Here is a 13,000-nt window from a genome sequence, read left to right on the forward strand (position 1 = left end):
TACTATAGAGGTTATTCTTAAATTAAATATTACGTGATGAAATAAATGAAAAAAATTGTTATATTAATACCAACCCTTACTACTGGGGGAGGTGAAAAAATTGCAGCTATCCATGCCAATGACCTTAAAAAATTAGGGTATGATATTTCTATAGTTGTACCCCAAGGAAAAATTCATCAAAAAATAGATCCGTCCATTGACTTATACTCAGGTAATAGTAGAAACTTAATTAGCTCAATATTTTTCTGTAAAAAACAAATTTGTAAAATTAATCCAGATATTGTTTTATCATATATGGAAAGAGCTAATTTCATTAATTGCTGTATTTCATGGCGAAAAAAATGGAAAGCAATTGCCTCTATACATACAGTTCCTTCTGTTGCATATAAAAAAAGGCATATTTTAAATAGAATTTTCATATCTATAACAATGAAAATTCTAAGAAAACTTAACATCCCTATTATATGTGTTTCTTCAGGTGTTCAGAAAGAGCTTTTGTCGTTATATGATATAACTAATACACATTTAATTCCTAATTATTTATCTCAACATAATGAGAATACGATTGAACATAATATTCATGATGATAAAATAGTTTTCTGTTTTATCGGTCGATTGAATAAAATAAAAGGCTGCGATATTTTCCTTGAAGCCATTAGTAAATATCAAAAGAAGATAAATAAAGAAAATAGTAAAAATAAAAAGTTTTTAATTGTTGGTGATGGACCAGAAAAAAACAGTCTTATATCTTTATCTCAAAAATTAAAAATTACAAACATGGTTAATTTTCTTGGAGAAATAAAAAACCCATCTTCAATATTTGAGAAAACAGATTATTTAATAGTTCCATCTTATGTTGAAGGTTTTGGACTAGTCGTTCTTGAAGGATTATATTTTGGATGTTCTATTATTTACTCTGAATGTAAATATGGCCCAAAAGAAATATTAGGCAACCTAAAAGATGAATGTTTCTCATATCCATTCGCAGATCCAAGCTTAGATAGAGAATTAGCTATTGATCAACTTTCTCAATGGATACATGAACTAAATGATAAAAAATGTGATTACACGTCATTCAGAAATGCCATGCTAACAAAATATAGTAAAAATATATCATTGCAAAAAATAGTTTCTTTAATTACTGATTAGAATATATATCTACAGTAGCTATAGGATAATAAATTTAATTCCCGAACTATATTAAAAAGAGTTAATAATGAAAATAGCAATTTCCGGAACTGGCTATGTTGGATTATCTAATGCAATGCTATTAGCACAAAATCATCATGTTATCGCTCTTGATATTATTGCCGATAAAGTAGCAATGCTAAATAATAAATGCTCGCCTATCATAGACTCTGAAATAGAAAAATTTTTACATGAAAGAGAACTTTGCTTTCATGCTACTCTTGATAAATCTGAAGCGTATATCGATGCTCAGTACGTCATTGTTGCAACGCCAACAGATTATGATCCCAAAACTAATTACTTTAATACAAGTTCTGTAGAATCAGTGATCCATGATATCAATAGCATAAATTCAGATGCTACTATTATTATAAAATCAACTGTCCCAGTTGGTTTTACTGATATGATGCGTAATAAATATAATTATACTAATATTATTTTCTCACCAGAATTTTTACGTGAAGGCAAAGCCCTCTATGACAACCTTTATCCATCACGTATAGTTGTTGGTGAACGCTCTGAAAGAGCTGAAATTTTTGCGAATTTATTACTTGAAGGTGCTATAAAGAAAGATATTCCTGTTCTCTTTACAGATAGTACTGAAGCTGAAGCTATTAAATTATTTTCAAATACTTACCTGGCAATGAGAATAGCATATTTTAATGAACTGGATACTTATGCTGAAAGCAGAGGATTAAATACCCGACAAATAATTGAAGGTGTATCACTGGATCCCCGAATAGGTGGCCATTATAATAATCCATCATTTGGTTATGGTGGTTACTGCTTACCTAAAGATACAAAACAATTATTATCAAATTATAACAACATTCCAAATAATCTTATTAGTGCAATTGTGGAATCTAACAGAACCAGAAAAGATTTTATTGCTGATACGATAATATCAAAATCACCTAATAAAGTAGGCATCTATCGTTTAGTGATGAAAGCAGGGTCAGATAATTTTCGGTCGTCGGCTATTCAAGGTTTAATGAAACGAATTAAGGCTAAAGGGATTGAAGTGATTGTTTACGAGCCTGCACTAACGGAAGATAAATTCTTTAACTCTAAGGTAGTATCTGATTTAGATTTATTCAAAAAAGAAAGTGATATTATTCTTGCTAATCGGATAGTCCCTGATTTACTGGATGTTATGGATAAAATATATTCCAGAGATATTTTCGGCAATGATTGATATGAATGATATAAACCACGTGGATGGTTTTTCTGATAAATACTTGGTTTCTGTTATTATGCCATGCTTCAATTCTGAAGAACACATTCAGGAAGCTATTCATTCTGTTTTATCTCAGCACTATAGAAACTTAGAATTAATAATAGTTGATGATAACTCTACTGATGGCACCATTGATATTTTAAGTAAAGTAAATGATAATCGAGTAAAAATCATTTATTCTGATAAAAACAATGGTGCTGGGGTATCTCGTAATCTCGGCATTGAAAAAGCAAAAGGACGGTTTATTGCATTTCTTGATAGCGATGACCGATGGTCTGAAAATAAATTAAGTGAACAAATAAAGTTTATGATAGATAATGACTATTACTTTACATATAGTTATTATCAACATTTTAGTCGGTCCGGTCCGGGTAAAATAATTTATACCCCAGCATATACAACTTATAAAAAATCGTTATACGGCAATGTTATTGGCTGCTTAACTGCAATATATGATACGGCCAGATTTGGAAAAAAATATATGCCACTAATTCGTAAAAGACAGGATTTTGCTTTATGGTTATCTCTTCTCTCAGAAGAAGAAAAAGCTTACTGCTGTCCAAAAATATTAGCTCATTACAGAACTGATTCAGGAATGACTCAGAATAAAGTTAATGCAGCAAAGCATCAGTGGCATTTTTATCGTTTCACATTGAACTATGGTATAATGAAATCTCTATGGTATTTTTCTTTTTATACTATTAATGGCATTATCAAACATTTTTGCAAAAATAATTAGCCGTTTAGCAACTAATATCTCTTAATATCAGTACTATGCTCAACATCGTCTTATTCGAACCTGAAATACCACCTAACACCGGTAATATCATCCGCTTATGTGCCAATACCGGCTTTCGGCTGCATCTTATTCACCCGCTGGGGTTTACCTGGGATGATAAACGTCTGCGCCGGGCCGGGCTGGATTACAGTGAGTTTGCGGATATCAAACATCATCATGATTATTACGCCTTTCTCAACAGTGAGGGGCTGAGTTCTGATAATGCTCAGTCGCCGACCGGTAACCGGGTATTTGCGCTGACGACCAAAGGCACACCGCGTCACAGTAATGTCAGCTATCAGGCCGGGGATTATCTGCTGTTCGGGCCGGAGACTCGCGGGTTACCGCCTTATGTGCTGGATAATATGCCAATGGATCAAAAGATCCGCGTGCCGATGCTGCCGGACAGCCGTAGCATGAATTTATCCAATACCGTCGCAGTGATTGTGTTTGAAGCCTGGCGGCAACTGGATTATGCAGGGGCGTTATTGCGGGATTAACGATACTCTGTATTCCGGACACAAAAAAAGACAGCCTTGGCTGTCTTTTTTACTTTTGGTTGCCGGAGCCGAAAACTAAATCCCCTCGCACCCGTTAAAGTGCTGATCCATATCCAAAGAGGGTTTCTCACAGCCCGGTTTACCTACGATCTTTGCCGGGACACCTGCAACCGTGGTGTGTGCCGGGACCGGGTGCAGAACCACGGAGCCTGCGCCGATTTTGGCACCGCGTCCGATTTCGATATTACCGAGGATTTTTGCACCCGCACCGATCATCACGCCTTCGCGGACTTTCGGGTGGCGGTCGCCGCCGGTTTTGCCGGTACCGCCGAGGGTAACGGATTGCAGGATGGAGACATCGTTTTCCACTACAGCCGTTTCGCCGATGACAATGCCGGTTGCGTGGTCAAACATAATGCCATGACCGATTTTTGCTGCCGGGTGGATATCCACACCAAATGTCACCGAAACCTGGTTCTGAAGGTAGGTTGCCAGGGCGCGGCGGTTCTGGTTCCACAGCCAGTTGGCGATACGGTAAGCCTGCAGGGCATGGAAGCCTTTCAGGTAGAGCAGCGGCGTGGAGTATTTATCCACTGCCGGGTCGCGCAGACGGACGGCTTTGATATCCATTGCGGCAGATTTAATCATCTGCGGATCATTATGATACGCCTCTTCCACGATTTCACGGACAGAAATCGCCGGCATGGTCGGGGTTGCCAGTTTGTTGGCCAGCATAAAACTGAGCGCGCTGCCCAGGTTTTCATGCTTGAGTAATGTCGCATGGAAAAAACTGGCCAGCATCGGCTCACAATCAGCAAAGTCCCGTGCTTCCTGCTTTATATAGCTCCAGACTTCTTCCAGTTCTTCGTAGGACATAATTACCTCACAGACTTCGGATAAAAAACGGGCTTAAAAATGCTCACCTTCTTCTTTGGTGGCACGACCCAACAGGGCACGGGCAGCTTCGAGCACATCTTTATTGCAGTAGAGTATTTGATAGATTTGCTCGGTGATAGGCATTTCAACGCCTGCACGCTCTGCCAGCGCACGCACTTCTTTGGTATTACGGTATCCTTCCACCACCTGACCGATGCGCTCCTGCGCTTCATCCACGCTCACGCCCTGCCCCATCATCATGCCGAAACGGCGGTTACGGGACTGGTTGTCAGTACAGGTCAGCACGAGGTCACCCAGACCAGCCATTCCCATAAAGGTAGACGGATCTGCGCCTAATGCCACACCCAGGCGGGTCATTTCTGCCAGGCCACGGGTGATAAGCGCGGTTCGCGCATTGGCACCAAACCCCATACCGTCAGAGATCCCCGCACCAATCGCAATGACGTTTTTCACGGCACCGCCGAGCTGGATCCCGATAAAGTCCGGGTTTTTATAGACGCGGAAGCTTTTTCCGCAGTGGAAAAGCTGCTGAACCTCATCGGCAAAGGCAGGTTCTGTCGCCGCGACAGCAATCGCTGTCGGCAGGCCGGCAGCCAGCTCTTTGGCAAAAGAGGGACCGGAGATCATGGCCAGCGGGATGTTATCCCCGAGGACGTCACGCACCACTTCACCCAGCAAACGTCCGGTTTCTGCTTCCAGACCTTTGGTCGCCCAGATAATCCGGGCATCAGGCCGCAGCAGCGGTTTGACACGTTTGAGCACATCCCCGAACACGTGGCTCGGCACCACCAGCAGAATATTACGGCTGGCCGCGAGGGCTTTTTCGAGGGAGGCTTCCGGGATCAGGGTATCCGGGAAGGGGACATCCGGCAGAAATGCCTGATTGGCGCGATCGGCCTCAAGCTGGCGGATGTGTTCCGGGTCATGCCCCCACAGCACCACACGGTGCCCGTTACGGGCCAGAGTGATCGCTAAAGCGGTGCCGTATGAACCGGCACCGAGTACAGTCATAGAAGCGTCTGTCATTATGCTTCCTGTGTATCTTCCTGCGCAGCCTGCTGTTGTTCCTGCTGCTGCAGATAGTTCATGAACAGTGCATCGAAGTTAACCGGTGCCAGGTTCAGCTGAGGGAATGTACCGCGACCAACCAGGCCTGCGATGCACTCACGGGCATACGGGAACAGGATATTCGGGCAGTATGCACCCAGGCAGTGCGCCAGCTGAGTACCTTCCAGACCGCCGATGGTGAAAATACCGGCCTGCTGAACTTCACACAGGAATGCGGTTTCTTCGCCCATGGTCGCGGTCACGGTGACGCGCAGAACGATTTCATAAACGTCATCAGCCAGTTTGGTTGAACCGGTGTCCAGATCCATCTTCACTTCCGGCTGCCACTCCTGCTGGAAAACGGCAGGTGCATTCGGCGCTTCAAAAGAAATATCTTTGGTGTAAACGCGCTGAATGTTAAAAGACATTTCTGTGTTTTGTTGTTCTGACATAGTGTTACCTTTTGATATCCATATAAAGAGTGTGTGTTACAAAGGGGATGTTCCAATCATCCTTTGCCGGATTACTTTTTGCTGCGGGAAAGCGGTAAGTTATCACCGGTCCAGCCTGAGAGGCCGTCTTTCAGCACAAATACACGTTCAAAACCGGCTTTGAGCAGGCTTTCAGCCGGTTTGACCAGCTCCATACCGTTGGCGGAAACCAGGATAACAGGGCGGTTTTTGTGTTTTTCCACTTCACCGAGGTTGTTGTCTTTAATTTCTGACGGCGTCAGATTGACCGCGTCAATGATATGACCACGGCGGAAATCGTCCCGGGTACGGGTATCCACGACAATCGCTTCTTCTTTATTCATCAGTGCGATAGCAGCAGAACGCGGAATTGTTTTCACTTTTGAAAACAGTCCTTTGACAGTCAGTACGATGACTGAGATCAGTAACGCGACCCATACAAGGCTGATAATAGGGTGCTTACTGACAAATGGCATAATTTCTTGCAGCATGGGGGACAATAACTCCCGTTGGTTAATAACAAAGATCAAAGGGCAGAAGTATACCTGTGTGCCGGTTCAAATACAGCCGGTCTTGCCCGGGTTATGGCTGTTTTCATCGTAATTTTGCGGCGCATGCCGCGAAAATTCATTTTTCCGACAGACAGAGGGGTTAATTTACCATTGATTCGCGGCTAAGGTAAAAAACAAACGCAACAAATTCGCGGTGAATCTCTGCCGCCGGATTGTCCCGAAGTGTAAATCCCGGACAACAGGACTGGTAACGCTCTAAATGGCATGGAATAATTGTAGTTTAGAATAGTTAAATACGATCGTTTCTTTGGCGCAACGGCAGGGTCAGATAAATTGGCGCATAAGCACGTTTTCCGCACACATTCCCGCCGGGTATCCCCCGGTGTCCGCACATTGCTGGCAGCACTGCTGTTGCCGGTCTCTTTTGCTGTTTCTGCCGCCAATACAACCACCGCTGACGCCAGCAAGAATGAGCTGAAAAATCTCCAGCTGAATATCGCGGAGAAAGAAAAGAGCGTCAAAGAGCAGCAGGGAAAACGCGCGAATCTGTTAACCCAGCTGAAAAATCAGGAAAAGGATATCGCCGCTGCCGGTCGTGAACTCTATTCCACGCAAAAAACCCTGAAACAGCTCGATGGTGAAATCACCTCTCTCAGTTCTGACATCAGGCAGCTGGATGCAAAGCAGAAGTCTCAGCGGGCGCTGCTGTCAAAGCAGCTGGATGCGGCATTCCGTCAGGGGCGTCATCAGGGTATTGAACTGATTTTCAAGGGTGAGGAAGGTCAGCGCGATGAGCGGATCCTCGCCTATTACACCTATATCGGTGCCGCGCGGGAAAAAACCATTGCAGAGCTGGAAGAAACCACTCAGCTGCTGCACGCCCGCCGTCAGACCGAACAACAAAAACGTGCAGAGCAGAAAAAACTGCTCGGCAAACAGCAGAGTGAAAAGAAAAAGCTCGACAACGCCCAAATCGCGCGTAAATCCACGCTGACCGAGCTGGAGCGCTCGCTGAAAGCTGATCAGAAAGATTTGCTGGTGATGCGGCAAAACGAAAGCCAGCTGCGCAACAAGATAGCCAAAGCGGAGCGTGAGGCCAAAGCCCGTGCGGAACGCGAAGCCCGTGAAGCCGCCCGTATCCGTGAAAAACAGGCCCAGGCGAAGAAAAAAGGCTCCACCTATACCCCGACTCAGGATGAACGTTCGCTGATGTCCCGTACCGGGGGACTGGGCCGTCCTGCCGGTCAGGCTGTCTGGCCGGTTCGTGGTCCGCTGGTACACCGTTTCGGTGACAGTATTTCCGGTGAACTGCGCTGGAAAGGTATGGTGATTGGCGCGCCGGAAGGCACACAGGTAAAAGCGGTGGCGGATGGTCGTGTCCTGCTGGCGGACTGGCTGCAGGGCTATGGCCTTGTGGTGGTGGTTGAGCACGGTAAAGGGGATATGAGCCTTTACGGGTATAACCAGAGCGCACTGGTGAATGTGGGTGATCAGGTGAAAGCCGGTCAGCCGGTTGCACTGGTGGGCAGCAGCGGAGGTCAGGAAAAACCGGGCCTCTATTTTGAAATCCGGCGCCAGGGACGGACGGTTAACCCGCAGCCCTGGCTGGGGAGATAGCACACCGTGACTTACCGGCAGAAAACAAAAAATATCTTACTGACTTCGTTACTTTTTATCACTTCGTCACTGATAACGTTTTCTGCCGCTGCAGCGCAGCTCGCCATTGTGATCGATGATTTCGGCTACCGCAAACAGGATGATAACCGCATCCTGGAACTGCCGCCGCAGGTCTCGATCGCTATCCTGCCAAACTCCCCGTTCGGCAAAGAGATGGCGGAGAAAGCCCACCGTCAGGGCCGGGAAATTCTTATTCATATGCCGATGGCACCGATCAGCAAACAGCCGCTGGAACGCAATACCCTGCGCCCGTCCATGAGTGCCGCAGAAATTGATACCCTGATCAAAGCCGCGATTGCCAGCGTGCCGTATGCCTCCGGGATGAATAACCATATGGGCAGCGCAATGACCTCTGATCTGACCGCCATGCAGCATGTGATGGCATCCCTCTCCGGCTCCGGTTTTTATTTTCTCGACAGTGTGACCATCGGCGGTACCAAAGCGACACAGGCAGCACAGGGAACGCCGGTCCGGGTACTGCGCCGCCAGGTTTTTCTGGATAATGTGCAGACAGAGGAAGAGACCCGCAAACAGCTGAACCGGGCGGTTGCGCTGGCACGTAAGCAGGGATCGGTGATCGCCATCGGGCACCCGCATCCGTCAACGGTGCGCGCACTGCATAAACTCATCCCGCAACTGCCGCCGGATATTCAGTTGGTGTCACCGGGATATATGCTGACGCATGCCGGTAAACCCTCCGCCGTAAAACCGCAGCCGGAGAAACCGGTCGTACCGGTCAAACCTGCGGAGAAGGAAAAACCGTGGCTGACACCAATGACAGAACAGTGCGAAGGTAAAGCAGAAATCGGCGGGGAGTTCTACGTCAGTTATATCAACCTGCTGGCAGAAGCGGTCATGAGAGATCAGCTGAACGGCAACGTGGCAGAAGTGCTGTCCTCCATCCGTATGGCGCTGCCGCAGGCGGATACCACACCGCCTGCGGCAAAAGAATCAGTCAGTACTGATCTGAAGGCGGCGGAACATCATGCCGATAACCGCGCGGCTGATCCACAGAGTCAGCACGACACAGACCGCCGCCATCATCCATAACTCTGTTTCCCCGAAGTGCCGGAAACTGTCGCTGATTAATACGATAAAAAGCGTCCCCGCCGTTACGGCGGCCATAGCCAGAAGACTGAATACGGTGCTGAGCAGAACAGATATTACCAGAGGTCTGATTTTCAGTATTCCGCCGTCCGGCGGAAACCGGTGCCGGACAAAAAGAAAAATAATACCGCACAACACCAGCAGACCTGCCGCCGTGATGTACACATTATCAGAAACCGGTTCCGCTATTCCGCCCGGGAAATGTTTTGCTATCACCGCTGTCAGAAATGATGCCGCCATCCACAATAAATACACTATCCCGGTACTGAACAACACGGCGTAAATATCCGGTGATTTTCCGTCCGGAATAACGGCCGGATAACTGACTTTAAGATAATAAGCCGCCGTCAGACGGGTGGCGATACCGAGTAATACAAAAGAAATCAGGTACAGAAAAATATCGACCGTTTTTATCATCAGAATAACATCGGAAAATCCGGAGCCATCTGCAATGATTTGCGCCGCCAGATTACGGAGCCACTCCGCCTTAAGGGCACCGAGCAGACTGTTTACCGTATACAGAAATATTGTCAGGCCGATAACTGCCAGCACTGTTTTCCGGTTCAGTTCGGTTATCCGGTTATGATAAAAAAGGAGTGATGTCAGGGTGAAAATACCGGTCAGCTGGATCAGCTGAAAAGAAAATACCCGCGACAAATACGCCGCTAATGTTAAATCAGGCGAGCCGGCACTGACAGACGGATAAGAAACCAATATCAGCGAACCACCCAGGATAAGCATATAAGCCAGTACAAATAATAACGGTAACCGGAAAACGGTGGTCGTGTTCATGTCTGTTCCTTTAAAGCCCGCAGACCGGGCACATCATCAATCATGTTCCGTGTATAACAGATTATCGCCGGAAAACCCTCAGATGTCACCGGCGGGAATAAAGACGGGAGATGCATTCAGCGCTGATTCAGGCTGCGGTAACTGTGCAGTTCTTTATTGCCGTCCATGACCTGAACATCCTCCGGCGGCTGATAACAATCAGACAGCGGGGAAACACAGCGCCGCTCATCATGCTGACGTAACCCCAGCCAGTCGCTGATCAGCCAGTAATCCGCACTGCCGGAATAGAGGGATTCTATTTTCCGCCCGCGCGGATACTGCCCGGCCAGTTTTTCGCTGTACCAGATATACATCGGGATGTCATAGGAGTCCCTGACCGGATCCGCAATGCCGTGAACATATTCAGTATCACCGCTGAGGTGTTTCCTGACCATACCGTGATCTGAAAAATAAAGCATCGATGAGCGGCTGTCCGCCAGCTGCGCGGTAATATCCCCCAACAGGGCATCCGTATAATAGACGGAATTCAGGTAACAGTTTTCTTCCCGTCCGCCGGAGAACGGCAACAGTATTTTGTCTTCTGTCCGCTCACAGGCCGGCGGGTGACTGCCGTAGAGATGCAGAATAATCAGTTTACGCCCGGGTTGTGCGAGTGCAGCCTCCAGATCCGGCAGCAGTGTCCGGTCATCAATGATAATCTCATTCCGGCGTGTTACCTCTGCCCGGAAGGAAATGGCCGCAATCAGCCCGTATCCCATTCCGCCGACTCCCTGATTGCTGTACCAGTACGTTTTCAGGCCGGCGGACTGCGCCAGTGTCAGTATATTATCCGCGTAATCCGCGAAGTTACCGGTTTGCCCCGGCTGTACATTCGCGATCGATGCCGGTACAGATAAAATAGTGACCGGTGCCGGAGAGACCGCATTGGTAAATACCAGCATATTTTTCTGCTGCGCAACCGCCAGCGGGGTGGTGTCCTCTGCCCTGCCATACAGGCTGAGATCATGACGGCGGGCCGATTCACCAATCACCAGCACATAGTTTTCAATTTCATCATTGACCATGTCATAGCGGAACACCGGCTGCCGGGTTCTGACTTCATTGATCAGCAACTGCATATGATGCACACGGAAAAAAGTGCCGAGAGGATAAAACGGTGAGTGTTTGGTCAGAGATTCCCCCCAGACAAAATCATCCGAGCGGTATTTACCGTTAAAATAATAAAGTGAACTGCTGATCACCAGATACGCCAGGAAAACCACAACCGTATTACGCAGTGTCCGTGCGGAAAAACTGCGCCCGATATACCGGCAAAACAGGTAAAACATCACCGTTCCTGCGAAAAATACCACCAGATACGGCCAGTACATCAGTGTCATTGCCCCGGCTTCTGCCGGGGTGGTTGCCATCAGGGTTTCCGCCAGTGTTTCACTGAATCCGGACTGATAAACCTGCCATAAAAAAAACCGCATTCCCTGAATCATACAGAAAAACAGCACCAGTATACCGGCAATAATCCGCCCGGCCGGGTGGCGGGTCAGCCAGCCGCAGGTCAGCAGAAACATCACGGTAAACAACACCGTTTTTATACTGTGTGCCACACCGTGGTTATCATCGATATAAAACAGAACAACGGCCAGAAGCGCAGTTAATAACAAACTGATTTTTTTCATACTGTAATACTGACCGGAAACAGATAAAAGAAACTGAATAATACCTTAACTTTTTCGGTTGTACTGTGCGGTACTCCCGTCAGCGCTATTTTTTCATCCACGTCTGCCCTCCTTCAATGCTATGATAAAAGCAGTGATTTTTTCATTTTCTTAAATGAACCGAACAGAGGAATGCGTGATGATTATTGTCACCGGCGGTGCCGGATTTATCGGCAGCAATATTGTAAAAGCACTGAATGATGACGGTTACACCGATATTTTAGTCGTGGATAACCTGAAAGACGGCACCAAATTTGTCAATCTGGTCGATCTGAATATCGCCGATTACATGGATAAAGAAGATTTTATTGCCGGTATTGTCGCCGGGGATGATTTCGGGGATGTTGAGGCGGTATTCCATGAAGGTGCCTGCTCATCCACCACCGAGTGGGACGGCAAGTACATGATGGATAATAACTATCAGTACTCCAAAGAACTGCTGCATTATTGTCTGGATCGCCGGATCCCGTTCCTGTATGCCTCTTCTGCCGCCACCTACGGCGGGCGCAGTGATAACTTTATTGAAGATCGGCAGTATGAAAAACCATTGAATGTATATGGTTATTCCAAGTTCCTGTTTGATCAGTATGTCCGTGAAATACTGCCGGAAGCAGAGTCTCAGATCTGCGGTTTCCGTTATTTCAACGTCTACGGCCCGCGTGAAGGCCATAAAGGCAGCATGGCGAGTGTCGCTTTCCATCTGAATAATCAGATTTTAAACGGCGAAAACCCGAAATTATTCTCCGGCAGTGAAAACTTCCTGCGCGATTTCATCTATGTGGGTGATGTGGCGGATGTCAACCTGTGGTTCTGGAAAAATGCCAAATCCGGTATTTTCAACTGCGGCACCGGTCGTGCGGAATCTTTTCAGGCTGTCGCCGATGCCGTGACCAACTTCCACAGTGATCGCCAGTGCGCGCTCGATTACATTCCGTTCCCGGAAAAACTGAAAGGCCGCTATCAGGCTTATACCCAGGCTGACCTGACCAATCTGCGTGCCGCGGGTTATCCGGGCGAATTCAAAACGGTCGCCGAAGGTGTTCGTGAATATATGGCTTGGTTAAATCAGGGAAATTAATTAAA

Annotated in this window: 13 protein-coding genes; 7 read left to right on the forward strand and 6 right to left on the reverse strand. The window is 46.8% G+C overall.

Annotation, left to right across the window (positions count from 1 at the left end):
• The first annotated feature begins 45 nt into the window (after nucleotides 1–45).
• The 4 genes from N7387_RS04610 (at nucleotide 46) to trmL (ending at nucleotide 3,703) form a co-directional block, all read left to right on the forward strand.
• Complete coding sequence (locus N7387_RS04610; RefSeq protein ID WP_279797251.1) at nucleotides 46–1,149, forward strand: glycosyltransferase; 1,104 nt, start codon at nucleotides 46–48, stop codon at nucleotides 1,147–1,149.
• A 67-nt stretch (nucleotides 1,150–1,216) separates the two neighbouring features.
• Complete coding sequence (locus N7387_RS04615; RefSeq protein WP_279797252.1) at nucleotides 1,217–2,383, forward strand: nucleotide sugar dehydrogenase; 1,167 nt, start codon at nucleotides 1,217–1,219, stop codon at nucleotides 2,381–2,383.
• On the forward strand, nucleotides 2,376–3,164 hold the full coding sequence (locus N7387_RS04620; protein ID WP_347815226.1) for a glycosyltransferase family 2 protein: 789 nt from the start codon (nucleotides 2,376–2,378) through the stop codon (nucleotides 3,162–3,164). Before N7387_RS04615 ends, N7387_RS04620 begins: the two co-directional genes overlap by 8 nt.
• 35 nt (nucleotides 3,165–3,199) lie before the next feature.
• Entirely contained in the window at nucleotides 3,200–3,703 is a 504-nt protein-coding gene (gene trmL / locus N7387_RS04625) for a tRNA (uridine(34)/cytosine(34)/5-carboxymethylaminomethyluridine(34)-2'-O)-methyltransferase TrmL (protein WP_279797254.1), read from the forward strand.
• Between the two features lie 75 nt (nucleotides 3,704–3,778).
• Here the strand turns inward: trmL and cysE are convergent, their stop codons facing one another.
• The 4 genes from cysE to N7387_RS04645 all read right to left on the reverse strand — a co-directional run bounded on the left by cysE (nucleotide 3,779) and on the right by N7387_RS04645 (nucleotide 6,608).
• Entirely contained in the window at nucleotides 3,779–4,579 is an 801-nt protein-coding gene (gene cysE / locus N7387_RS04630; protein WP_262882305.1) for a serine O-acetyltransferase, read from the reverse strand.
• A 33-nt stretch (nucleotides 4,580–4,612) separates the two neighbouring features.
• The gene (gene gpsA, locus N7387_RS04635) at nucleotides 4,613–5,626 is read right to left on the reverse strand and encodes an NAD(P)H-dependent glycerol-3-phosphate dehydrogenase (protein ID WP_262859813.1); all 1,014 of its coding nucleotides are present in this window, start codon (nucleotides 5,624–5,626) and stop codon (nucleotides 4,613–4,615) included.
• Nucleotides 5,626–6,099 (reverse strand): protein-export chaperone SecB, encoded by a 474-nt coding sequence (secB, locus tag N7387_RS04640; protein ID WP_046892880.1) that lies wholly within the window; start codon nucleotides 6,097–6,099, stop codon nucleotides 5,626–5,628. Before secB ends, gpsA begins: the two co-directional genes overlap by 1 nt.
• A 71-nt stretch (nucleotides 6,100–6,170) precedes the next feature.
• Nucleotides 6,171–6,608: a rhodanese-like domain-containing protein gene (locus N7387_RS04645; RefSeq protein ID WP_262859814.1), complete on the reverse strand. Its 438-nt coding sequence runs from the start codon at nucleotides 6,606–6,608 to the stop codon at nucleotides 6,171–6,173.
• Nucleotides 6,609–7,034: 426 nt separating this feature from the next.
• On the opposite strand from N7387_RS04645, the gene envC reads away from it, so the two are divergent.
• Together envC and N7387_RS04655 are read left to right on the forward strand one after the other, a co-directional pair.
• Nucleotides 7,035–8,246 carry a murein hydrolase activator EnvC gene (envC, locus tag N7387_RS04650; protein WP_279797343.1) on the forward strand — a complete coding sequence of 404 codons (1,212 nt, stop codon included), beginning with the start codon at nucleotides 7,035–7,037 and terminating at the stop codon, nucleotides 8,244–8,246.
• Nucleotides 8,247–8,252: 6 nt separating this feature from the next.
• Nucleotides 8,253–9,356: a divergent polysaccharide deacetylase family protein gene (locus tag N7387_RS04655; RefSeq protein WP_262882303.1), complete on the forward strand. Its 1,104-nt coding sequence runs from the start codon at nucleotides 8,253–8,255 to the stop codon at nucleotides 9,354–9,356.
• Here N7387_RS04655 and N7387_RS04660 read toward each other — a convergent pair.
• Nucleotides 9,258–10,205: a hypothetical protein gene (locus N7387_RS04660; RefSeq protein ID WP_279797260.1), complete on the reverse strand. Its 948-nt coding sequence runs from the start codon at nucleotides 10,203–10,205 to the stop codon at nucleotides 9,258–9,260. The genes N7387_RS04655 and N7387_RS04660 overlap by 99 nt on opposite strands.
• A gap of 116 nt (nucleotides 10,206–10,321) precedes the next feature.
• Nucleotides 10,322–11,878 carry a phosphoethanolamine transferase gene (locus tag N7387_RS04665; RefSeq protein ID WP_279797262.1) on the reverse strand — a complete coding sequence of 519 codons (1,557 nt, stop codon included), beginning with the start codon at nucleotides 11,876–11,878 and terminating at the stop codon, nucleotides 10,322–10,324.
• 178 nt (nucleotides 11,879–12,056) lie between these two features.
• On the opposite strand from N7387_RS04665, the gene rfaD reads away from it, so the two are divergent.
• Nucleotides 12,057–12,995 carry an ADP-glyceromanno-heptose 6-epimerase gene (rfaD, locus tag N7387_RS04670; protein WP_262882300.1) on the forward strand — a complete coding sequence of 313 codons (939 nt, stop codon included), beginning with the start codon at nucleotides 12,057–12,059 and terminating at the stop codon, nucleotides 12,993–12,995.
• Nucleotides 12,996–13,000: the final 5 nt, after the last annotated feature.

Source organism: Morganella sp. GD04133, assembly GCF_029835375.1.
Lineage (GTDB): Bacteria > Pseudomonadota > Gammaproteobacteria > Enterobacterales > Enterobacteriaceae > Morganella > Morganella morganii_B.

Coding starts and splice junctions, on each gene's coding strand:
- N7387_RS04620 (WP_347815226.1), top strand. CDS start 2,376: ATGATTGATATGAATGATATAAACCACGTGGATGGTTTTTCTGATAAA.
- trmL (WP_279797254.1), top strand. CDS start 3,200: ATGCTCAACATCGTCTTATTCGAACCTGAAATACCACCTAACACCGGT.
- N7387_RS04660 (WP_279797260.1), bottom strand. CDS start 10,205: ATGAACACGACCACCGTTTTCCGGTTACCGTTATTATTTGTACTGGCT.
- secB (WP_046892880.1), bottom strand. CDS start 6,099: ATGTCAGAACAACAAAACACAGAAATGTCTTTTAACATTCAGCGCGTT.
- gpsA (WP_262859813.1), bottom strand. CDS start 5,626: ATGACAGACGCTTCTATGACTGTACTCGGTGCCGGTTCATACGGCACC.
- N7387_RS04610 (WP_279797251.1), top strand. CDS start 46: ATGAAAAAAATTGTTATATTAATACCAACCCTTACTACTGGGGGAGGT.
- N7387_RS04615 (WP_279797252.1), top strand. CDS start 1,217: ATGAAAATAGCAATTTCCGGAACTGGCTATGTTGGATTATCTAATGCA.
- N7387_RS04645 (WP_262859814.1), bottom strand. CDS start 6,608: ATGCTGCAAGAAATTATGCCATTTGTCAGTAAGCACCCTATTATCAGC.
- N7387_RS04665 (WP_279797262.1), bottom strand. CDS start 11,878: ATGAAAAAAATCAGTTTGTTATTAACTGCGCTTCTGGCCGTTGTTCTG.
- cysE (WP_262882305.1), bottom strand. CDS start 4,579: ATGTCCTACGAAGAACTGGAAGAAGTCTGGAGCTATATAAAGCAGGAA.
- rfaD (WP_262882300.1), top strand. CDS start 12,057: ATGATTATTGTCACCGGCGGTGCCGGATTTATCGGCAGCAATATTGTA.